The following is a 20470-nucleotide window of genomic DNA, read 5'->3' as shown; positions in this document are numbered from 1 at the left end:
GACCACCGCGTACGCGGCCCCGGCTCGCTCCGCGCCGGGGCCGGCCCGCAATCCCCGTGCGGTCGGTCAGCGCGGGCGGAGCACCTGCACCTGGCGTACCGGGGAGTCGACCTGCGGCTCGGTGGTCGGCACCGGGTAGCGGGCCACCACCTCCAGCGCGTCGCCGGGCAGGTGCCCCCGGTCCGGGTCGCCGACCAGCACCAGCGCGCCGCCGGCGGCCGCCCGCCGCAGGAACGGCAGCACCCGCCGGGCCAACCCGGCGTCGTAGAGCACGTCGCCGGCGAGCAGCACGTCCGCGTCGTCCGGGTCGCCGTCGAGCAGGTCGCCCTCGGTCACGGTGACCGGCACCCCGTTGGCCCGGGCGTTGACCGTCACCGCCGCCACCGCGTACGGGTCGATGTCGTTGGCGACCACCCGGCCGGCGCCGGCCAGCGCGGCGGCGATGGCCACCAGTCCCGAGCCGGCGGCCAGGTCGAGCACCCGGCGCCCCCGCACCAGCTCGGGGTGGTCGAGCAGGTGCCGGGCGAGCGCCTGCCCGCCGGGCCAGGCCGACGCCCAGAACGGCGGCGGCAGGGAGCGGCCGGCGGCCGCCTCCATCCGCGCCCACCACACGATCGCGTCCTCCGCCAGGTGCAGCCGCACCTCGGGCACGAACGGGGTGGGGACCAGCCGCAGCCGGTCCAACCCGCCTCCCGGTAGGTCGATCTCGCGTTCGAGGACGGTCAGCGCCGACGTGCTGGCTCGGGTCACCGGTCGAGCATGCCGGAGTCGACCGGGCGGCGCGCCGGTTTCCCCCCGCGACCCGCTCGGCGGTTTCCGTCGACATTGGTGCGGCACTTCGGACGGCAAATCGGCCATCGGGCGGTTACTGTCGGGGAAGTACAGGGAGACCGCCCGTCAGGCGCGGGGGTCACCCGTTGTGAACAGGGAGAGATGCATGGCAACCGGCACGGTCAAGTGGTTCAACTCGGAAAAGGGCTTCGGCTTCATCGAGCAGGACGGCGGAGGTCCGGACGTGTTCGTCCACTACTCGGCCATCGCGACGAGTGGTTACCGGGAACTGAACGAGGGCCAGAAGGTCGAGTTCGAGGTGACCCAGGGGCAGAAGGGCCCGCAGGCGGACAACGTCCGCCCGATGTAGTTCCGTGCCGGTGGCGGCGGTCGTTCCCGACCGCCGCCGCCGCGCGTGTCACGCCCCGACCGCGGTCGGCAGGTCCCGGCGTCGCCGGATCGGGCCGATCAGCAGGATCAGCGGGGTCAGCGCCAGCCAGCCGGTCATCACCAGGATGGCCCGCTGCGGCCCGTACCCGGCGCCGATGGCCCCGGCCAGCAGCGCCGCCAGCGGGATGGTGCCGTAGTTGAGCAGGTGCCCGCTCACGGTGACCCGGCCGAGCAGGTGGTGCGGCGTGTACGTCTGCCGGAAACTGGCCTTGGCCACGTTGCCGACCGCCACGCCGAGGCTCACCAGCACCCCACCGAGCACCGGCCAGACCAGCCCGGCCCCGCCCCCGGCCAGCGGGATGAGCAGCGCGGGCGGCCCGGTGAGCGCGCCGGCCAGCAGGATCGTCCGGCCGGTGCCGAACCGCCGACCCGCGGCGGCGGCGAGCGCCGCCCCGACCACCCCGCCGACGCTCATGGCGGCGACCAGCAGGCCGACCGTCCCGGGCGCCAGCTCGACCTCGCGCACGAGGAACACCACCAGCACGGCCTGGTAGCCGGTCAGCCCGACGTTGCAGGCCGCCCCGAAGGCGGTGAGCACCCGCAGGTACGGGTCGCGGACGACGAAGCGTAGGCCGTCGGCGATCTCCCGGCGCAGCGATCCCGACCCGTCCCGCCGGGCGGACCGCGATTCGCGGGTGCGGATCCGCAGCAGGAGGCAGGCGGACACCAGGAAGCTGACCGCGTCGACCAGCAGGGCCACCACCGCGCCGGCGAGCTGGGCGATCAGGCCGGCGAGCCCCGGCCCGACCACGTAGCTGGCGGTCAGCGTGGCCTGCAGCCGGGCGTTCGCCCGGGGCACCTGCGTGGGCCGCAGCAGCACCGGCAGGTAGACCTGGTCGGCCGTCTCGAAGAACACCCGGGCCACCCCGGCGCCGAGCGCCACGACCAGCAGCTGGCCGATGGTGAGCACGCCGAGCACGGCGGCCACCGGGATGCTGAGGAACAGCAGCGCGGCGACGAGGTCGCAGACCACCATCACCGGCCGGCGCGGCAGCCGGTCGACCCAGGCGCCCGCCGGCAGCCCGATGAGCAGCCAGGGCAGCCAGGCCGCGGCGGTCAGCACGGCGGTCTGGAAGGTCCCCGCGTGCAGGACGGCCACGGCCACCAGGGGCAGCGCCACGGTGGTGACGTTGCTGCCCACCGCGCTGACCGTCTGGGCCGTCCAGAGCAGTCGGAAGTCGCGCCGCCGGGCCGCCTCGTCGGCCGGCGACGCGGCGGAATGGTCCGGCGCCGGCCCGCCGGCACGGTCGGCCGGAATCCCGGTGGTACGGCCCGTCGTCGACCCGGCGGCCATCGACCCGGCAGGCGGCGACCCGGCGGACGGCGACCCGGCGGGCAGGTCGGGCGGCGGCGCGGTGCGCCGGCCCGGTGTCACGGCTGGGCCGGAACGCCGTAGGCGAACAGGAAGACCGGCTGCCGGTCGCGCCCGTCGTCGGGCACCTCGCGATCGCCCCACCGGGCCAGCAGGTCGATCAGCTCCCGGCCCAGCTCGGTCAGCTCCTCGGGGGTGAGGCGCAACCACCGGTCGGTGGAGAACGGACCGTCGCCCCAGGCCGCCTGCGCGGACTCGTCCGCGGCGTGCCAGGCCCGGGCCAGCGCGACGTGCCGGTCGAGGTTCAGCGAGGTGGCGGCGTCCGCGACGGCCCGCTCGGCGGGGTCGGCGTCGAAGTCGGTGTTGGACCAGCGGACGCCGCGGGTGACCAGCCGCCACCACCGCTCCCGCCGGTCCCGCGCCAGCTCGGGCGCCTCGACCACCAGGTCGGCGGCGGCGAGCACCCTGAGGTGGTGGCTGACGTTGGCGGGCGCCTGCCCGGTGCGGTCGGCCAGCATGCCCACGGTCGACGGGCCGTCCACCTTGAGCACGTCCATCAGGCGTCGGCGCAGCGGATGGGACATGGCGGCGAGCACCCGCGAGTCGGTGATCTGACGTACCTGTGGCGTCTCCATCCATCGAGGGTGGCATGCGCAACACTTCTTCCGCAAGATTTGTTGCGGAAGAAGTGTTGCGAGTGGCGTCACGGGTGAACGAGCGACTGCAGGGGTGCGCGTGGACGGTCTCCCACCAGGCGTGCTCCTCGGCCGGGCCGACCTCGCCTCGGCGGAGGGTCGTTGCCGACCGGCAGGCGGCCGGGGCGGTTACGGAATCAGTCGCCGGTACGCCGGAGCGGCTCGGGTCGCGCGGCCCGGATCGCCTCCCGGTGCTCCCCCATCGACGCGACCATGGCCCGCATGAACCGGTGGACCACTGCCAGCTCCTCGTCGGTGAAGCCGGACATCGCCTGGTCGGTACGGCGGCCCAGCGGGCCGAAGAAGTCCATCGCCAGGGCGGCGCCCTGGTCGGCGTAGTGCAGCAGGACCTTCCGCCGATCGACGGTGTCCCGGTCCCGGCGGATATGCCCGGCCCGCTCCAGCCGGTCGATCAGCGCGGTCACCGAGCCGGAGGACAGGTTGAGCCACTCCCCGAGCCGGCCCGGCGTGATCGGGTCCTCGGCCAGCTCGGCGTCCATCACCGCGATCAGCGCCTGCAGGTCGGTGGCGTTGAGCCCGTGCTGCCCGGCGAAGGCGTGGCCGACGTGCTGGGCTTCCGTGGAGTAGAGCCGCAGCTCGTTGGTGATCTCCGCGATCATCTGCCCGCGCCGGTCCGCCGGCCGCCGATACATGCCGTGCGCTGCCACGTCTGGTCGTTTCCCCCTGTCCGGACGGCCGGCTTGCAGCATAGAACCCGGGAAACAATCTCGCTCGTCGAGATACTCGGGTGTCGAGTTGCCGGGTTACTCTTGATGGGCGAAACTCTCGCCAGTCGAGATTTTACCGTCGAAGGACCGTGAGGGCATCCGATGTCTGTGTTCACCCGCGTAGCGCGCGGCCGGCTGGCCGCGTGGCTCACCGTGGTCGCCGCGATCCTCGTCGGCGCGGCCGTCTTCGGGCTACCCCGCCCCGACAACCCCGCGCCCGTGTCGTCCACCGGCCTGTCCGTGCAGTGGCAGTCGACCCAGGTCGAGCGGCTCCAGGAGCAGCTGCCGTCGAGCGACGTCCAGCCCGCCATCGTGGTGCTCAGCCGGGACGACCGTGCCCCGCTCACCGAGGCCGACCGGGCGGCGCTGACCGGCGCCTCGACCCAGCTGGGCCGGTTCGCGGTGGGCGGGCAGGTCAGCCCGCCGCAGGTCTCCCCGGACGGCACCGTCGCGCTGGTGGCCGTGCCGCTGTCCACCGCCGGGAGCCAGGAGCAGCTCGCCGACACCGTCGACCAGATCCGCGGCGCCCTGGACGGCGTACCGGACGAGCTGACCGTGGAGGTGACCGGCGGGCCGGCCTTCACCGCCGACCTCACCAAGGTCTTCGAAGGTGCCGACACCACCCTGCTGCTGGTCACCGCCGGTGTCGTCGCGCTGCTGCTGCTGATCACCTACCGCAGCCCGTTCCTGTGGATCGTGCCGCTGGTCGTGGTGGCCGCCACCGAGCAGCTCACCCTGCGGGCGGTGGACACGATCGTCCCGGCGTTCGGCATCAACCTCGAGGAGGGCGCGGTCACCGGCATCGCCAGCGTGCTGGTCTTCGGCGCCGCCACCGACTACGCCCTGCTGCTCATCGCCCGCTACCGCGAGGAGCTGCACCGCGAGCAGGACCGCTTCGCGGCGATGCGCGCCGCCCTGCGCCGCACCGCCGAGCCGATCCTGGCCAGCGGCATCACCGTCGTCCTGGGCGTGCTCACCCTGCTGCTGTCCGAGCAGGAGACGAACCGGGCGCTCGCGGTGGCCTGCGCCACCGGCGTGGTCTTCGCCATGCTCTCCGCGCTGTTCGTGCTGCCGGCCGCCCTGGTGATCTTCGGCCGGGGGCTGTTCTGGCCGTTCGTGCCCCGGGTCGGCGACACCGCCCGGGAGGGCCGGCTCTGGGGCCGGCTCGGCGCCGCCGTGGTGCGCCGCCCGGCGCCGGTCGCGATCCTCGCGACGCTGCTGCTGGCCGCCCTCGCGCTCGGCGGGCTGGGCATCCGCACCGGCCTGTCCGAGACCGAGCAGTTCCGGGTGAAGCCGGAGGCGGTGGCGGGCGCGCAGACCCTGGCCCGGGCCTTCCCGGCCGGCACCACCCAACCGGTCGCGGTGCTGACCAACCCGTCGGCGGTCAAGGCCGTCACCGACGCGGCCACCGCCGTGGAGGGCGTCGCCTCCGCCCAGCCGGGCGCCGCGGGAGCGCAGGTCGCCCAGGTCGACGTCGTGTTCAAGGCGGAGCCGGGCACCACCGCCTCCGACCGGGCCGTCGAGGCGCTGCGCAGCGCCGTCGCCGCCGTACCCGGGTCGGCCCCGCCGGCCGTCGCGGGCGCGGAGGCACCCGGCGGCGCGCTGGTGGGCGGCACGGTGGCCGCCACGTACGACACCGACGAGGCCAACGGCCAGGACCAGCGGCTGATCCTGCCGATCATCCTGCTGCTGGTGGGCGCGGTGCTGGTGCTGCTGCTGCGCGGGCTGCTCGCCCCGCTGCTGCTGGTGCTGACCGTCATCGCCTCGTTCTTCGCCAGCCTGGGCGCGGCGTGGTTGCTCTTCGACCACGTGCTCGACTTCCCGGCGTTGGACTCCGGGGTGCTGCTGCTGGCGTTCGTGTTCCTGGTGGCCCTCGGGGTGGACTACAACATCTTCCTGGTCACCCGGGCCCGGGAGGACGCCCGCCGTACCGGCACCCGGGACGGCATGCTCTCCGCGCTGCGGGTGACCGGCGGAGTGATCACCAGCGCCGGCATCCTGCTCGCCGCGGTCTTCGCGGTGCTCGGCGTGCTGCCGCTGATCACGCTGACCCAGATCGGCATCATCGTCTGCATCGGTGTGCTGCTGGACACGCTGCTGGTCCGCACGGTGCTGGTGCCGGCGCTGGCCTTCCTGCTCGGCGACCGCTTCTGGTGGCCCGGCCGGATCACCCGCACCGAGCCGGCCGAGGCCGACCACGACGCGGTGCCCGCCCGGGACTGACCGGTGAGGGGCCGCGGCGACCACGCCGCGGCCCCTCACCGGGTCAGAAGCCCAGACAGGCGCAGGTACGCATCAACGTCCGGACGTTGTCCACGTAGCCGGCGTTGGGGATGACGACCGGGCCCTTCTCCTCCTGCGGGATCACCGCGCCGATCCCGAAGTTGTACGCCGCGATCACCGCGTTCAGCAGGCAGGAGTTCGCCGCCCCGGTGCATCTCGACGCGTCCAGCCGGTAGTCCGAGCGGAAGTGGGTGTCGCCGATCTTCTTGGTCAGCCAGGCCAGGTAGGTGCCGCCGAGATAGGCGTTGTCGCGGTGGTCGGACACGTCGTAGTCCTGCTCGAAGCGCTGGTTCATCCAGGCCGCGGTCTCCGGCTGGATCTGCATCAGCCCGATCCCGCCGTCGCACGCCACGATGTTGGACTGCCACCCGCTCTCCTGCCACGCGACGGCCTTGACCAGGGCGAGCGGGATCTTGATCTCCGGCGCGGAGACCGGCCAGTACGTCCGCGACGCCGCCTCGGTCAGCGCCGCCTTCGCCTGCGCCCGACTCACCGCCCTGCCCCGGTAACTGGGCGGGCAGGTGTTCGCCGCCGGCGCGGGCGGGGCCGGCGGGGCGCCCGTCTCGGTCAGCTCCCGCACCGGTGGCCGCGGGGCGTCCGGCCGCCGGGTCCGGGACGGCGTCGGCTTGGCGCTGGGTCGCGGCGCGGCGCCAAGCGACGCCCGGGCGGACGGCGCGCCGGCCGGGTCGACGGCCGCCGTGGTCGGCGGCGGCTCGGGCGCCTCGGTGGCCGCCGCGTCGGGAGCCGCCAGCTCGACCGGCGGCGCCGGCTGGCCACCGCAGCCCACCGTGACCACCAGCACCAGCGCGGTCAGCGCCGGCCCCGCCCAGCGACGCGCGCGTCGGCCCATTCGATCCTCCCCCGTCGATCGTTCCGGCACCGTAACAGGGCACCGGCCGACCGCGCCGCCCCGCGAACCGGTCGCGCTCGCCGGGCCACCCTCGCTCCGTCAGCGCCGAGCGGCCGCCGCGTCGGCCCGTACCGCCCGGTCGCGGGTCGCCCAGGCCACCACGAGCACCACCGTCCAGGCCACCCCGAGCAGCACCGCGGTCGCGGTGGCGCTGGCCGTGCTCAAGCCGAGGTAGAGGCGGGCGCCGCCGCACAGCACGGTGCCGCCGGCCGCCGCCGTCCAGGCCGCCACCGCCGCCGGCCACCGGGCGTCCCGGGACACCAGCCAGGCCAGCGTGCACAGGCTCGCCGCCACCACCGTGGTCTGAGTCGGCGGGAAGACCCCCGGGCCGGGCGGCGTCGTCGCCTCGGCGACCAGGGCCAGGATCACCAGCGGCAGGAACGCCCCGGCGGTGCCCAGGACGCTGAGCAGGTCGGTCCGCCACGGCCGGGTCCGCCAGGCCAGCACTCCGGCCGCCAGCGCCACCGCCAGGATCAGGAACGAGCCCCGCAGCACCGAGACGGTCAGCAGCGCGGCGTCCACCGCGCCGGGGGTACGGCGCTGCGCGAACCACCCGGCGATCGCCCCGTCCACCCGGCCCAGCCCGCTCCAGCGCACCACCACGGCGAACAGCCGGGCCACCCCGAAGCCCAGCGCGAACAGCAGCGCCAACCCGGCGACAAGGTTGCCCAGCAGCGCCCAGCCCGGCCCGACCCGTTCGGCGACCGTGGTGAAGAGGGTCCCGTACCGCCGGGCGACCACGCGGACCGGCGGCAGGCCGGCCGCCCGGGACAGCAACGCCCGCACCGGGTCGGGGTTGCGGCCGAGCCACCGGCCGGCCAGGACGATGCCCACCAGCACCGCCAGCAGCACCGCCACCGCCCCGGTGGCCCGACCGAGCAGCCGGGAGACCGTCTCGTACGACTCGCCGGCCAGCCGGCCGAGCAGGATCGACCCGCCGACCTGGCCGACCACCCCGGCCAGGTTCCACGGCGCGAACCGCCGGTACGGCATGCCGCCCGCCCCGGCCAGCCGGGGCACCAGGGTGCGGGCGAAGGCCACGAACCGGGCGACGAACACCCCGCGACCGCCCAGCCGGGCGAGCATCGCGTCGGCGCGGGCCAGTCGGGCCGGGCCGACCCGGTTGCCCAGGCCGGACGCGCGCAGCCGGGGGCCGTACCGGCGGCCGGAGCGGAAGGCGAGTGTGTCCCCGATCACGGCGGCCGTGGTCAGCACCAACAGCGCCGGTACGAGCCGCAGCGTGCCCGCGTACGCTAGGAACCCGACCAGCAGCAGGGTCGCCTCTCCCGGCACCAGCAGACCGAAGATCACCGCGGTCTCGCCCGCGACGATCGTCGCGGCGACCAGGTAGATCAGCAGGGTCGGCAGGCCCTGCAGCGACATCAGCAGGTCGGGCATCCGGTCCCCAGCAGCACGGGGGCCAGCATGCCAGCAGCAGGAACGGTCGGGACAGCAGTTTCGGCACAGATCCGGGCCCGGTCGGGGGCAACCCCGACGCGCGTCCCGGCAACCGTAGACAGGAGTATGGAGGGTATGCAGCTTCGCACCGACCTCCGCAACGTCGCCATCATCGCCCACGTCGACCACGGCAAGACGACCCTGGTCGACGCCATGTTGCGGCAGGCCGGCGCCTACGGCGCCCGCGGCGAGAACACCGAGCGGGTCATGGACTCCGGGGATCTTGAGCGGGAAAAGGGCATCACCATCCTGGCCAAGAACACCGGCGTGCGGTACCTGCCGGCGGACGGCTCCGACCCGGTGACGATCAACATCATCGACACCCCCGGCCACGCCGACTTCGGCGGCGAGGTCGAGCGCGGCCTCACCATGGTCGACGGCGTGGTCCTGCTGGTCGACGCCAGCGAGGGCCCGCTGCCGCAGACCCGGTTCGTGCTCCGCAAGGCGCTGCGCGCCCGGATGCCGATCATCCTGGTGATCAACAAGGTGGACCGCCCGGACGCCCGGATCAAGGAGGTCGTGGACGACACCTACGAGCTCTTCCTCGACCTGGACGCCGACGAGGAGCAGATCGACTTCCCGATCGTCTACGCCTGCGCCCGCGACGGCATCGCCTCGTTGACCCAGCCCGCCAACGGTTCGGTGCCGGACGACAGCACCTCGCTGGAGCCGCTGTTCCGCACCCTGCTGGACACCATCCCCGCCCCCGCGTACGACGAGGGCGCGCCGCTGCAGGCGCACGTCACCAACCTGGACGCCTCGCCGTTCCTCGGCCGGCTGGCGCTGTGCCGGGTCCGGCAGGGCACCATCGCCAAGGGCCAGACGGTCACCTGGTGCCGCACCGACGGCAGCACCCAGCGGGTCCGCATCTCCGAGATGCTGATGACCGAGGGCCTGGAGCGCAAGCCGGCCGAGTCGGCCGGGCCGGGCGACATCATCGCGGTCGCCGGCATCTCGGACATCATGATCGGTGAGACCCTCGCCGACGCGGAGAACCCGGTCGCGCTGCCGCTGATCACCGTCGACGAGCCGGCCATCTCGATGACCATCGGCACCAACACCTCGCCGCTGGTCGGCCGGGTCAAGGGCTCGAAGGTCACCGCCCGGATGGTCAAGGACCGGCTCGACAAGGAGCTGATCGGCAACGTGTCGCTGCGGGTGCTGCCCACCGAGCGCCCGGACGCGTGGGAGGTGCAGGGCCGTGGCGAGCTGGCCCTGGCCATCCTGGTCGAGCAGATGCGCCGCGAGTCGTACGAGCTGACCGTCGGCAAGCCGCAGGTGGTCACCAGGGAGATCGACGGCAAGACCTGCGAGCCGGTCGAGCGGCTGACCATCGACTCCCCGGAGGAGTACCTGGGCGCGATCACCCAGCTCCTCGCGACCCGCAAGGGCCGGATGGAGCAGCTGGTCAACCACGGCACCGGCTGGATCCGGATGGAGTGGCTGGTCCCGGCGCGCGGCCTGATCGGCTTCCGCACCGAGTTCCTCACCGACACCCGCGGCACCGGCATCCTGCACCACGTCTTCGAGTCGTACGAGCCGTGGTTCGGTGAGCTGCGCACCCGGCAGAACGGCTCCCTGGTCGCCGACCGGGCCGGCGCGGTCACCTCGTTCGCGATGATCAACCTGCAGGAGCGCGGCCAGCTCTTCGTCGAGCCGACCACCGAGGTGTACGAGGGCATGATCGTCGGGGAGAACTCCCGCTCCGACGACATGGACGTCAACATCACCAAGGAGAAGAAGCTCACCAACATGCGGGCCTCGACCTCCGACGAGACCGAGAAGCTGATCCCGCCGCGCAAGCTCTCCCTGGAGCAGGCGCTGGAGTTCTGCCGCGAGGACGAGTGCGTCGAGGTCACCCCGACCGCGGTGCGCATCCGCAAGGTGGTGCTCGACCAGCAGCAGCGCGGCCGGGCCGCGGCCCGCCGCAAGCACGCCGGCTGACCCCACCGCGCCCGAAGCCCCGGACCGCCACCGCGGTCCGGGGCTTGCGCGTTGCTACCGTCACCGGATGACCTGGGACGCACTCGACGCGCACCTGGACCGGGCGCCCGGCACCGTGTCCGCGTACGTGGGCCGGCTCGACGCCGCCCCGACCTGGACCCGACTGCCCGACGCCACCCACTACGCGGCCAGCACGATGAAGGTCGCGGTGCTGCTCGCGCTCTGGCGGGCCGCCGAGGCGGACACCCTCGACCTGGACGCGCCGGTCCCGGTGGTCAACGAGTTCGACTCGGCGCTGCCGGGCGCGCCGCGCTTCGCCAACGCCCGCGACTACGACAACGACGAGGCGGTCTGGCAGCGGCTCGGCGGCGAGGCGTCGCCGCGCTGGCTCGCCGACCGCATGATCACCCGGTCCAGCAACCTGGCCACCAACATCGTGATCGACCGGGTCGGCCTGCCCGCGGTCGCCCGGGCGTGGGACCTCGCCGGCGCCCGGCACAGCGTCACCGGGCGCGGCATCGAGGACTTCGCCGCCCGGGAGGCCGGCGTCACCAACCTGGTCACCGCCGCCGACCTGGCCGCCCTGCTCGGCGGGCTGGTGGCGGGCGCCGACCGGCCCGGCCCGCTGGCCTCGCCCGCCGGCTGCGCGGCCATGCGGGACGTGCTGCTGGCCCAGGAGCACCGCGAGGACCTGGCCGCCGGGCTGCCCGACGGCACCCGGATCGCGCACAAGAACGGCTGGGTGCGCGGGGTGCGGCACGGCGCCGGGGTGGTCCTGCCCGCCGACGCCCCGCCGTACGTGATCGTGGTGTGCACGACCACCGACCTGGCCGACGGGGGCGCCTCCGGCGAGGAGATCGAGGACGACGCCTGCCGCCTGATCGCGAACGTGTCGGCGGCGGTCTGGGCGGCCCGGCACGACCTGTCCGACTGATCCCACCACCGGCCGGGCGGCTCACTCCAGCAGGTTGTCCCGCAGCCGCTCGCGCAGCGCGTCGGTGACGCCCAGCCCGTCGGCCAGGTACCGGTCGAACGAGCCGTGCACCCGGTGGACCTCGTCGTACGCCGCGTCCAGGTACGCCGCCCGCACCTCCAGCACCGGGCGCACGGTCTCCGGGTCGAGGGTGGGGTGCCGGCGGGCCATCGCGTCCAGCAGCACCCGGCGCAGGCTCACGGTCAGCTCGTTGTGCCGCAGGTAGTCGGCCCGGATGGCCGCGTCGTCCACGCCCAGCGCGGTCAGCAGCACCACGGCCAGCCAGCCCGTCCGGTCCTTGCCGGCCGAGCAGTGGAACAGCAGCGGCAGGTTGCCCGGCTCGGCGGCCAGCCGCAGCGCCGCGCCGAATCCGTCCCGCGCCGAGGCGCCGGTCACGAACCAGCGGTAGATCGCCGCCATCGCCGCCGGCGTCCCCTGGGCCGCCAGCTCGTCGTACGCGGCCAGGTCGTGGCCGAGCAGCACCGCCGAGACGTACGTGAAGACCGGGTGGGCCGGGTCGTGGACGGGCAGGTGCACCACCCGCGGCTCGCCCACCAGCCGGTCCGCCGGGGCGACCTCCTGCTCCGAGGAGTCGCGCAGGTCCACCACGCAGGCCGGGGCCAGCTTGCCCAGCACCGGCAGGTCGGCGTCGGTCAGCCGGCCCAGCGCCGGGGTCCGGATCAGCCGGCCGGCCACCACCCGCCGCCCGTCCGCGGCCGGCAGGCCACCCAGATCCCGGGCGTTCGGCGCACCCTCCAGCTCCCAGTCCCGCGCGGTCATCGCCCGTCCCCCTCCGGCTCGTCCTGCCGTATAGGGTGCCCCACATGACGATCGCCGCGGTACGCACCCACCGGCTCTCCGCGCCGCTGCACACGCCGTTCGTCACCGCGCTGCGCCGCACCACCACGGTGGAGACCCTGGTGGTCGAGATCATCGACGCCGACGGGCGATCCGGCTTCGGCGAGGCGCCCCAGGTGTGGCAGGTGACCGGCTCCTCGGTGGCCGGCGCCGAGTCGTGCGTCCGGGACGTGCTCGCCCCGGCGATCGCCGGCCGGGACGCCGACGACCTGGTGGCCCGGTGCACCCAGGTGCGGGAGGCGGTCGCCGGCAATGCCTCCGCCCGGGCCGCGGTGGACGTCGCCCTGCACGACCTGGCGGCGCGGCGGTTGGGCGTACCCCTGGTGCGGTTGCTCGGCGGGAGCACGCTGCGCGTCCCGACGGACGTCACGCTCGCCGCGGGTGACGCGGTGGAGCTGGCGTCGGCGGCGCGGCAGCGGCACGCCGACGGCTTCCGGATGTTGAAGCTCAAGGTCGGCGCCGACCCGGCCGGCGACCTGGACCGGGTGCGCGCGGTACGCACCGCGGTCGGCCCCGCGGTGGGCATCCGCCTGGACGCCAACCAGGGCTGGACCCCGCGGGAGGCGGTCCGGGTGATCCGCGGCATCGAGGACGCCGGCCTCGACGTGGAGCTGGTCGAGCAGCCGGTGGCGCGCTGGGACCTGGACGGGATGGCCTGGGTCAGCGACCGGGTGGGCGTGCCGATCCTCGCCGACGAGTCGGTCTTCGGCGTCCGCGACCTGGTGGAGGTGATCCGGCGCCGGGCGGCCGACATGGTCAACGTGAAGCTGGCCAAGTGCGGCGGCCTGCTGGCCGCCCGCACCCTGCTGGAGCTGGCCCGGGAGCACGGCATGGGCACGGTCGTCGGGTCGATGATGGAGAGTGGGATCGGCGTGGGGGCCGCCGCCAGCCTGGTCGCCGCCCACCCGACCACCGCGATCAGCGACCTGGACGCCGCCTGGTGGCTGGCCTGGTCGCCGCTGCACGGCGGGATCCGGTACGACGGCCCCACGGTGCTGCTGCCGGACGCGCCCGGGCTCGGCGTCGAGGCGGTGAGCGAAAGAAAGGTTCATCGTCTCGGTTGAGTGCCGGACTTTTCTTTCATAGGGTCGCGGTAGTCGCCAACGCGAACCGGAGGTCGGCGTGGAGTTGCGAGCGGGCCGTGAGGCGCGGGTCGGGGTCGCCGTGGCGACGCTGTGGAGCACCCCCGAGGCGGTCAGGCCGGTCGACCGCCCGGCGCTCGCCCCGCAGCTCACCGACATTCCGGCCTGGATCACGGGCCTGGACGCCGACCAGCAGGTCGGCGACTGCGTGCTCACCCAGCTGCTGCTCGGCGAGCGGGTGCTGGTGACCCGGGTACGGCCCGACGGCTGGGCGCACGTGGTGGCCGTCGAACAGCCCGCGGTGACGCTCGACCCGCGCGGATATCCGGGCTGGTTGCCCACCAGCCAGCTCACCGCCGACGCACCCCCGGCCGAGGGGCCGCTGGTCGTCGACGCCACCGTCACCGCGCTGCGCGCCGCCTCGGGCGACCGGGTGGCGCTGCCCGGCGTGGTGCTCGGCACCCGGCTCACCCCGGCCGGGCCGGCCGTCGACGGCTGGTGGCCGGTCCAGGTGCCCGGGCATCCCGATCCGCTCCGAGTGGCCGCCGCGGACGTCGTACCGCTGCCCGAGCGGCCCCCCACCGCCCGCGAGGTGCTGGCGGTCGCCGAGCGGCTGCGGGACGCGGTCTACATCTGGGGCGGCGTCTCCAGCCACGGCATCGACTGCTCCGGCCTGGTCCACCTGGCCTGGCGCCGGTTCGGGGTCACCCTGCCGCGCAACGCCGACGACCAGGCCGGCGCCACCACCCCGCTGCCGGCGGGCGAGGAACGCCCCGGCGACCTTTACTTCTTCGCCCGGCCCGGGCGGCACATCCACCACGTCGGCCTGGTCGCCGGCGAGCCCGGCGCGGACCGGCGGCTGCTGCACGCCTGCTACCGCCAACGCCGGGTGGTGGACGAGCCGCTGCCCGCCGACCGTGCCGCCACCCTGGTCGCCACCCACCGGGTCTGAGACGGCGGCGGGGGCGCCCCCGAGCTCGGGAGGCGCCCCCGGCACCGGCCGGGCACGGGTCAGCGGCGGGCCTCGGCCAGCTCCCGCCGCCGGTCCCGGGACGACTTCACCAGGCTGGCCACGGTCGCCACGGCGAGACAGCCCAGGATGACCAGCAGCGACAACCAGATCGGGATGTGCGGCGCCCAGGCGACGTGCTCGCCGCCGTTGATGAACGGCAGATTGTTCTCGGCCAGCGCCTCCAGCACCAGCTTGACGCCGATGAAGCCGAGCACCACGGCGAGCCCGTAGCTGAGGTAGATCAGCCGGTCCAGCAGGCCCCCGAGCAGGAAGTACAGCTGCCGCAGGCCCATCAGCGCGAAGACGTTCGCGGTGAAGACCAGGTACGGCTCCTGGGTGATGCCGAAGATCGCCGGGATGGAGTCCAACGCGAAGATCAGGTCGGTGGTGCCGATCGCGATCATCACGATCAGCATCGGGGTGAACAGCCGCCGGCCGGTCTGCCGGGTGGTCAGCTTCGCGCCGTCGTAGTCCCGGGAGATCGGCAGCGCCTTGCGGCTCCACCGGATCAGCACGTTCTCCTTGAACTCGTCCTCCTCCGGCTCACCCTGCCGGGCCAGGTTCACCGCGGTGTAGATCAGGAAGGCGCCGAAGATGTAGAAGACCCAGGAGAACTGGGAGATCAACGCCGCGCCCGCGGCGATGAACCCGCCCCGCATGACCAGCGCCAGCACGATGCCGATGAGCAGCACCTTCTGCTGGTACTGCCGGGGCACCCCGAAGCGGGCCATGATGATCACGAAGACGAAGAGGTTGTCCACCGAGAGGCTGTACTCGGTGAGCCAGCCGGTGTAGAACTGGCCGGCCACGCCGCCGCCGGCGGTGAGCCACAGGACCACCCCGAACAGCAGGGCGAGGCCGACGTAGAAGCCCACCCACAGGCTCGACTCGCGGACGCTGGGCTCGTGGGGGCGTCGGCCCACGATGAAGAGATCGACGAGGAGCACCGCCGTCATCGCGACGAGCGTTCCCGCCCACACCATTCCGGACACGTTCAATCCATTCCTCCGGCAGGCACGCTGCGTCGGGCACACCGTACGCCGAGTGACGACGGGGCGGGTGGCGACGCGAACTGTGGTGACTGTCGGAGGTCTCTTCCGCCAGCGACCCCGGGGTGGGCCGCTGACCGATGGAGCCGGGTCGGGTGCCGAGGGTTGGCGGTCGACCGTGCTGACGACTCCGTCACGGGGGAATACTCCCCTCCGTTGGCCATTCTTCACCATCGGAGGCCACGGGCGCACCTTCAGGGGCCCGGATTGCCTGCAGCGTCACGTTCAGTCGTCGCCGGGAATGCGGGCGTGGTCACGTCGCGTACGGCGTCCTAGGAGGCTAGGTGTGGCCGCCGAGCCCGCGGACCGCCCGCGTTGCCGGGTGCGGGGCCGCCGTCGCCGGGGGCGGGAACGGCACCGGGTGGGACGGGTCAGGGCGGTGGCAGCAGCGGGGCGGCCAGGGACCAGCCGGCGGCCAGCAGCGCGTCGCAGGCCTCGACCGCGCGCGCCAACCGCTGCGGGTGCGGGCCGCCGAGCTCGACCACCGGCACCCCGCAGCCGGCCAGCTCGGCCCGGAACCGGTTGGTCATCCAGGCCCGCAGGTGCGCGCCGTCGCGCAACCCGTCGTCCTCGAACGGCACCCCGACGTGGTCGGTGAGCAGGTACAGCGCCGGCCGCCGGGCCGCCGCCCGGACGGCCGCCGAGGCGGACCCCAGATAGCGCTCCTCCCACACCGCGGTGGCCCGGGCGTCCGTGTCGCAGATCAGCAGCGGGCCGCTGCGCCGGGCCGCCGCGTCCTCGGCCGCCTGCTGGGCGCGGGCCACCTCGACGAAGTCGTCCCGCTCCCAGGTCACGTCGAAGACCGTCGCCGCCGGCCGGTCGGTCCGCAGCCGCGCCAGCTTGCGGGCGGTCAGCTCCCGGCCGTACTCGGGCACCCAGGCGGTCGCGTAGTGCGCGGCCAGCGCGCGGGCCATCGTGGTGGTACCGGTCGACTCGGCGCCGACCACCACCACCCGGCGCACGAACCAGGCCCGCACCGCCGGCGTCAGCCACCGCCAGTGCCCGGCCGGGTCGGCCCGCACCCGGGTGCCGGAGACCGGCACCGCGTCGCGCCGAAGGTCCGCCTCCACCGGTACGGCGTCGAACCGGCGGGCCAGCTCCGGGCCGTACGCCTCGGAGCTGAAGACGGCGTCCACCCGCCGACCGTCGAGCGCGGCGCGGAACACCGCGCAGTGCGCGTCCCACGCGCCCGGGTCGGCGTAGTCGACCGGATGGTCGTCGTACCGGCCGACGAACCGGACCCACGGGGTGTGCTGGTGCGCCTCGCGCAACCAGTCCAGGCGTAGCGGCAGCGGGACGGACTCCCGGCGAGACGGGGCGACCACCACGGTCACTTCGGCACAGCGGGCCGCCGCGGCCTCGATCAGGGCGTGGTGCCCCGCGTGCGGCGGATAGAACTTGCCCACCACCAGGCCGTGCCGGAACTCCGGGCGCCGCGGACCGGCCGCACCGCGCGGCCCGCTGTCGCCTCCGCCGCCACCCGATCCGGTCCCACCGCCGGGCGGCCCGCTCACGCGGCCGCCGGCGCGGGACCGGGCGGCACCAGCGTGGCCGGCGCGGCTCGCCGCAGGTCCGCCCGCCAGGCCCGCAGGCCCGCCACACAGAGCCCCAGGAAGACCAGGTACAGGCCGCCGGTCAGCCAGAGCCCCTTGTACGCGTAGAGCGGGATGTAGATCAGGTCGGCCACGATCCACAGCCACCAGCTCTCCACCAGCTTGCGGGTCTGCCCGTACGTGGCCAGCAGCGACAGCGCGGTGGTGAGCGCGTCGGCCAGCGGCACGGTGGAGTCGGTGGCGCGGTCCAGCAGCGCCCACAGCCCGGCGGTGAGCAGCACGCCGGCGACCGCGATCCCGGCCCACTCCCGGCCCCCGGTACGGGTGACCGTCAGCCGGCCACGTCGCTCGCCACCGAACAGCCAGTGGTACCAGCCGTAGAGGCCGAGCACGACGTAGACGACCTGCAGGCCGGCGTCGGCGTACAGGCCGGCGGCCTGGAACAGCAGCATCAGCAGCAGCACGTTGGCGATCCCGACCGGCCAGTTCACGATGTGCTGCCGCGCGACGAGCCAGACGTTCAGCACGCCGGTGGCGAACCCGAGCAGCTCCGCCCAGGTCGTGCCCACCCCGCCGACGCTGAACACCGTGCTGGTCAACCAGTCCGGCACCATCCGCACCCCTCCCCGCGATCCGACCGATCACCCTAGGGCGGGCCCGGACGGGAGAACAGCCCCCCTCGGGCAGCGGCCGCGGCGGTGGACGTGGGAGGCTTCCGGAATGGTGCTTGAGGTCGCGCTCATCGACGTACTGCCCGGACACGAGGACGAGTTCGCCGCCGCCTACGCGCAGGCGCACTCCATCATCACCGCGGTGCAGGGCTGCCGGTCGGTCCGGATGACCCGGGGCATCGAGACCCCGACCCGGTTCGTGCTGCTGGTCGAGTGGGACTCGGTGGAGGCGCACGACCAGAACTTCCGGGCCACCGAGGCGTTCGGCCGGTGGCGCGCCCTGATCGGGCCGCACTTCGCCGGGCCGCCGCGGGTCGAGCACTTCACCGACGTACCGGCCTGACCGGTCGCGTTCCGGCTTCCTGTCGTACCCCGGGGGTAGCGTGCGCGCACGCGCGGCGCACCGGCCCCGGCGCGTTCGGGGGTGCCGGGTCCGGTCGCTCCGCCCGGCCCCCGTGGGCCGGCGGCGGGTGATCGGGCGGCCGGGCTCAGCCGCCGTCCTCGTCCTCCTTGACCGCCTCCTCGACCGGGCCGTCCGCCGCCGCGGCGGCGCTGCGGCCGAGCAGCTCCACCGTCTGGGCGGCGGTCAACGCGACCGCGGTCAGCCAGGCGGTCATCCGCTCGTACCGGGCGACGTCGACGTCGGACACCAGCCGCACGTCGGTGGTGAGCGCCTCCAGCATCACCGTGTGCGGATCGGCCGGGTCGGGGAACGCGTAGCAGGAATACGGGGTCAACGGGAGCAGCCCGCCGCGCGGCACCGCCGTACGCGGCACCAGCCTCAGCGTCACGTGCGGCAGCTCGGCCAGTGCCACCAGGTGGGCCACCTGCTCCTGCCAGACGTCGACCGGATCGCCGGCCGGGTCGCAGGCCCGCTCGTCGAGCAGCCCGACGTAGTGCGGCGGATCCGGCCGGTGCAGCACCTCCTGCCGACTCAGTCGGGCCCGCAGGTCGGCCTCCGCGTCCAGCTCGGGATGCAGCTGGCGACCGGCGGCGATCCGTAGCCGGGCGTACCCGGGGGTCTGCAGCAGCCCGGGCACGACCGTCGGCTGGAACTCCACGATGGTCGCCGCGCCGGCCTCCAGCTCCGCGTACGTGCGCTGGCGCTCGCTCATCTCGCCGAGCGCCTTCCACCAGCCGCGCCCGGTCGCGGCGTCCCGGGCGATCACGATCAGCGCGTCCCGCTGCGGTGACGCGACGGCGTAGACGTCGAGCAGGTCCAGCACGTCGGCCAGGTCGGGCCGGCTCTGGCCGAGCTCGATGCGGGACAGCTTGGACGTGGACGCCCAGCCGAGCCGGCCGCACACCTGTTCCAGCGTGAGCACCTCCCGCCGGCGCAGCTTGCGCAGCTCGGCACCGAGTCGGGCACGTCGAACGACAGGACTTGATGACAACGGCATCCCGGCCTCCCAGACGGAGGGTACGCAGGACAGTCACCCAGGGCAATACTTTGCATGCGGACTGCGACGGGGAGACCCGGTGCCCCCGTGGCACCGGGTCACCGGGGATTCGGGTCAGGGGCGGTAGGTGCCGAACGACCAGACGTTGCCGGCCAGGTCGCGGGCGGCGTACTCGCGGGAGCCGTAGTCGGTGTCGTACGGCTCCCGGACGATCTCGGCGCCGGCGGCGCGGGCCTGGGCGCAGTGCCCGTCGACGTCGGCCAGGGCGACGTAGACCGTCCCGTCGTCGTCAGCCAGTCGGGGCCGGACCCCCTCCCCCACCATGATCATGCCGTCGTCGAGAGTGAGTTGGGCGTGCGCCACCGAGCCGTCCGGGGCGTCGTGCACCACGTTGACCGACAGGCCGAACGCGGCGCAGAGCCACTCGATGGCGGACCGGGCGTCTGAGTACCGGAAGACCGGATAGAAGGTTCGCATGCCGTCATCCTGCCCGCCCGGGGGTCACCCCGGATTGGACGAATGTGACCTGAGCAGGGCCGCCGGCGTCTCCCCCGCGAACTCGCGGAAGTCCCGGATCAGGTGGGACTGGTCGTAGTAGCCGCAGCGGGCGGCCAGCTCGGCGCCGTGCGGCGCCACCCCGCCGGCCGCGGTCAGCGCCGCGTGGGCCCGCGCGAACCGCAGCAGCCGGCCGGTGGTCTTCGGGGTCAGCCCGAACTCGCGGCGGAACACGGTGGCCAGGTGTCGCCGGCTCCAGCCCAGCTCGGCGGCCAGCTCGCCCACCCCCACCTGCCCGTCGCCGGCGGACAGCCGGCGCCAGGCCCGGCCGAGCCGGGGATCGACCGGCTCGGTGGCCGCGAGCCGCCCGAGCAGCGCGGCGTCGAGCAGCCGGAACCGCGCCGCCCAGTGCGGCGCCTCGGCCAGCCGGCAGCGGAGCCGGTCGAGCCACCGGTCGGGCAGCTGCTCCACCGCCACCGCCCGGTTGGCCACCTCCACCAGGGGCAGGCCGAGGATCCGCCGGGCCGCCGGCGGGGTGAGCACGACCTGCGCCCCGGTGCCCACGCCGGCCGTGCGGGTGGTGCAGTATCCGTCGAACGTGCCGGCCACGAAGGAATCCGTCCCGGTGGCGCCGCGCTGGGCGCAGCGCGGATCGATCACGTCCAGCGGGGCGCCCCAGCCGAGGATCAGCACCACGAAGGCGCCGGCCGTCTCCCGGCGCACCCCCGGCGGCTCGACCCGCTCGCGGTAGCCGACGTACCGGTCGACGTACGGCAGCAGCCGAGCCTCGGGCCGGCCGGTGACGACGCCCAACTCCCCCATCCCG

General features: G+C 74.4%; 20 protein-coding genes. 7 read left to right on the top strand and 13 right to left on the bottom strand.

Translation table 11 applies throughout. The annotated features are described in order from the left end of the window. Positions 1–66: 66 nt before the first annotated feature. Positions 67–750, bottom strand: a complete 684-nt coding sequence (locus ACFY3U_RS06245; RefSeq protein ID WP_387195715.1) for a class I SAM-dependent methyltransferase — start codon at positions 748–750, stop codon at positions 67–69. 187 nt (positions 751–937) lie between these two features. On the opposite strand from ACFY3U_RS06245, the gene ACFY3U_RS06240 reads away from it, so the two are divergent. Continuing rightward, a complete protein-coding gene (locus tag ACFY3U_RS06240) occupies positions 938–1141 on the top strand; it encodes a cold-shock protein (RefSeq protein ID WP_007072071.1) in 204 nt (67 codons plus the stop codon). 48 nt (positions 1142–1189) lie between these two features. Here ACFY3U_RS06240 and ACFY3U_RS06235 read toward each other — a convergent pair whose 3' ends face one another. From ACFY3U_RS06235 to ACFY3U_RS06225, 3 genes are all read right to left on the bottom strand, one after another. Further along, entirely contained in the window at positions 1190–2596 is a 1407-nt protein-coding gene (locus ACFY3U_RS06235; RefSeq protein ID WP_387195712.1) for an MFS transporter, read from the bottom strand. Next, positions 2593–3168, bottom strand: coding sequence for an ArsR/SmtB family transcription factor (locus tag ACFY3U_RS06230; RefSeq protein WP_387195709.1), 576 nt, complete (start codon positions 3166–3168; stop codon positions 2593–2595). Before ACFY3U_RS06230 ends, ACFY3U_RS06235 begins: the two co-directional genes overlap by 4 nt. Positions 3169–3365: 197 nt before the next feature. Beyond that, positions 3366–3881 carry a MarR family winged helix-turn-helix transcriptional regulator gene (locus ACFY3U_RS06225; RefSeq protein ID WP_387195989.1) on the bottom strand — a complete coding sequence of 172 codons (516 nt, stop codon included), beginning with the start codon at positions 3879–3881 and terminating at the stop codon, positions 3366–3368. A gap of 177 nt (positions 3882–4058) precedes the next feature. On the opposite strand from ACFY3U_RS06225, the gene ACFY3U_RS06220 reads away from it, so the two are divergent. Continuing rightward, on the top strand, positions 4059–6179 hold the full coding sequence (locus ACFY3U_RS06220) for an MMPL family transporter (RefSeq protein WP_387195706.1): 2121 nt from the start codon (positions 4059–4061) through the stop codon (positions 6177–6179). 43 nt (positions 6180–6222) lie between these two features. Here ACFY3U_RS06220 and ACFY3U_RS06215 read toward each other — a convergent pair whose 3' ends face one another. Then, positions 6223–7089 (bottom strand): transglycosylase SLT domain-containing protein, encoded by an 867-nt coding sequence (locus ACFY3U_RS06215; protein ID WP_387195703.1) that lies wholly within the window; start codon positions 7087–7089, stop codon positions 6223–6225. 99 nt (positions 7090–7188) lie between these two features. After that, complete coding sequence (locus ACFY3U_RS06210) at positions 7189–8547, bottom strand: DedA family protein (protein ID WP_387195700.1); 1359 nt, start codon at positions 8545–8547, stop codon at positions 7189–7191. 135 nt (positions 8548–8682) lie between these two features. On the opposite strand from ACFY3U_RS06210, the gene typA reads away from it, so the two are divergent. After that, positions 8683–10551 carry a translational GTPase TypA gene (gene typA, locus ACFY3U_RS06205; RefSeq protein WP_387195697.1) on the top strand — a complete coding sequence of 623 codons (1869 nt, stop codon included), beginning with the start codon at positions 8683–8685 and terminating at the stop codon, positions 10549–10551. A gap of 67 nt (positions 10552–10618) precedes the next feature. Beyond that, positions 10619–11485 carry a serine hydrolase gene (locus ACFY3U_RS06200; protein ID WP_387195694.1) on the top strand — a complete coding sequence of 289 codons (867 nt, stop codon included), beginning with the start codon at positions 10619–10621 and terminating at the stop codon, positions 11483–11485. Positions 11486–11506: 21 nt separating this feature from the next. On the opposite strand, the gene ACFY3U_RS06195 is transcribed toward ACFY3U_RS06200, so the two are convergent. Then, positions 11507–12304, bottom strand: a complete 798-nt coding sequence (locus ACFY3U_RS06195; protein ID WP_387195691.1) for a tyrosine-protein phosphatase — start codon at positions 12302–12304, stop codon at positions 11507–11509. Positions 12305–12348: 44 nt separating this feature from the next. Between ACFY3U_RS06195 and ACFY3U_RS06190 the strand changes: the two genes are divergently transcribed. After that, positions 12349–13446, top strand: coding sequence for a mandelate racemase/muconate lactonizing enzyme family protein (locus tag ACFY3U_RS06190; RefSeq protein ID WP_387195688.1), 1098 nt, complete (start codon positions 12349–12351; stop codon positions 13444–13446). 58 nt (positions 13447–13504) lie between these two features. Then, on the top strand, positions 13505–14416 hold the full coding sequence (locus ACFY3U_RS06185; RefSeq protein WP_387195685.1) for an NlpC/P60 family protein: 912 nt from the start codon (positions 13505–13507) through the stop codon (positions 14414–14416). A gap of 59 nt (positions 14417–14475) precedes the next feature. Here the strand turns inward: ACFY3U_RS06185 and ACFY3U_RS06180 are convergent, their stop codons facing one another. The 3 genes from ACFY3U_RS06180 to pnuC all read right to left on the bottom strand — a co-directional run bounded on the left by ACFY3U_RS06180 (position 14476) and on the right by pnuC (position 17692). Beyond that, positions 14476–15474: a TerC family protein gene (locus ACFY3U_RS06180; protein WP_387195682.1), complete on the bottom strand. Its 999-nt coding sequence runs from the start codon at positions 15472–15474 to the stop codon at positions 14476–14478. Positions 15475–15896: 422 nt separating this feature from the next. Continuing rightward, positions 15897–16931 carry an AAA family ATPase gene (locus tag ACFY3U_RS06175; RefSeq protein ID WP_387195679.1) on the bottom strand — a complete coding sequence of 345 codons (1035 nt, stop codon included), beginning with the start codon at positions 16929–16931 and terminating at the stop codon, positions 15897–15899. A 104-nt stretch (positions 16932–17035) separates the two neighbouring features. Continuing rightward, the gene (gene pnuC / locus ACFY3U_RS06170; protein WP_387195675.1) at positions 17036–17692 is read right to left on the bottom strand and encodes a nicotinamide riboside transporter PnuC; all 657 of its coding nucleotides are present in this window, start codon (positions 17690–17692) and stop codon (positions 17036–17038) included. A gap of 106 nt (positions 17693–17798) precedes the next feature. Here pnuC and ACFY3U_RS06165 point away from each other — a divergent pair, with 106 nt between their 5' ends. Next, positions 17799–18092 carry an antibiotic biosynthesis monooxygenase family protein gene (locus ACFY3U_RS06165; protein ID WP_387195672.1) on the top strand — a complete coding sequence of 98 codons (294 nt, stop codon included), beginning with the start codon at positions 17799–17801 and terminating at the stop codon, positions 18090–18092. Positions 18093–18237: 145 nt separating this feature from the next. Here the strand turns inward: ACFY3U_RS06165 and ACFY3U_RS06160 are convergent, their stop codons facing one another. The 3 genes from ACFY3U_RS06160 to ACFY3U_RS06150 all read right to left on the bottom strand — a co-directional run bounded on the left by ACFY3U_RS06160 (position 18238) and on the right by ACFY3U_RS06150 (position 20466). Continuing rightward, a complete protein-coding gene (locus ACFY3U_RS06160; RefSeq protein ID WP_387195669.1) occupies positions 18238–19149 on the bottom strand; it encodes a Scr1 family TA system antitoxin-like transcriptional regulator in 912 nt (303 codons plus the stop codon). A 114-nt stretch (positions 19150–19263) separates the two neighbouring features. Further along, complete coding sequence (locus ACFY3U_RS06155; protein WP_387195666.1) at positions 19264–19626, bottom strand: VOC family protein; 363 nt, start codon at positions 19624–19626, stop codon at positions 19264–19266. Positions 19627–19650: 24 nt separating this feature from the next. Next, positions 19651–20466, bottom strand: coding sequence for a helix-turn-helix domain-containing protein (locus ACFY3U_RS06150; protein ID WP_387195663.1), 816 nt, complete (start codon positions 20464–20466; stop codon positions 19651–19653). Positions 20467–20470: the final 4 nt, after the last annotated feature.

It is taken from the genome of Micromonospora sp. NPDC000089, from assembly GCF_042899365.1.
In the GTDB taxonomy this organism is placed as follows: Bacteria; Actinomycetota; Actinomycetes; order Mycobacteriales; family Micromonosporaceae; genus Micromonospora.
The sequence above is the reverse complement of the archived record's forward strand: the minus strand, read 5'-3'. Positions and strand labels throughout refer to the sequence as shown.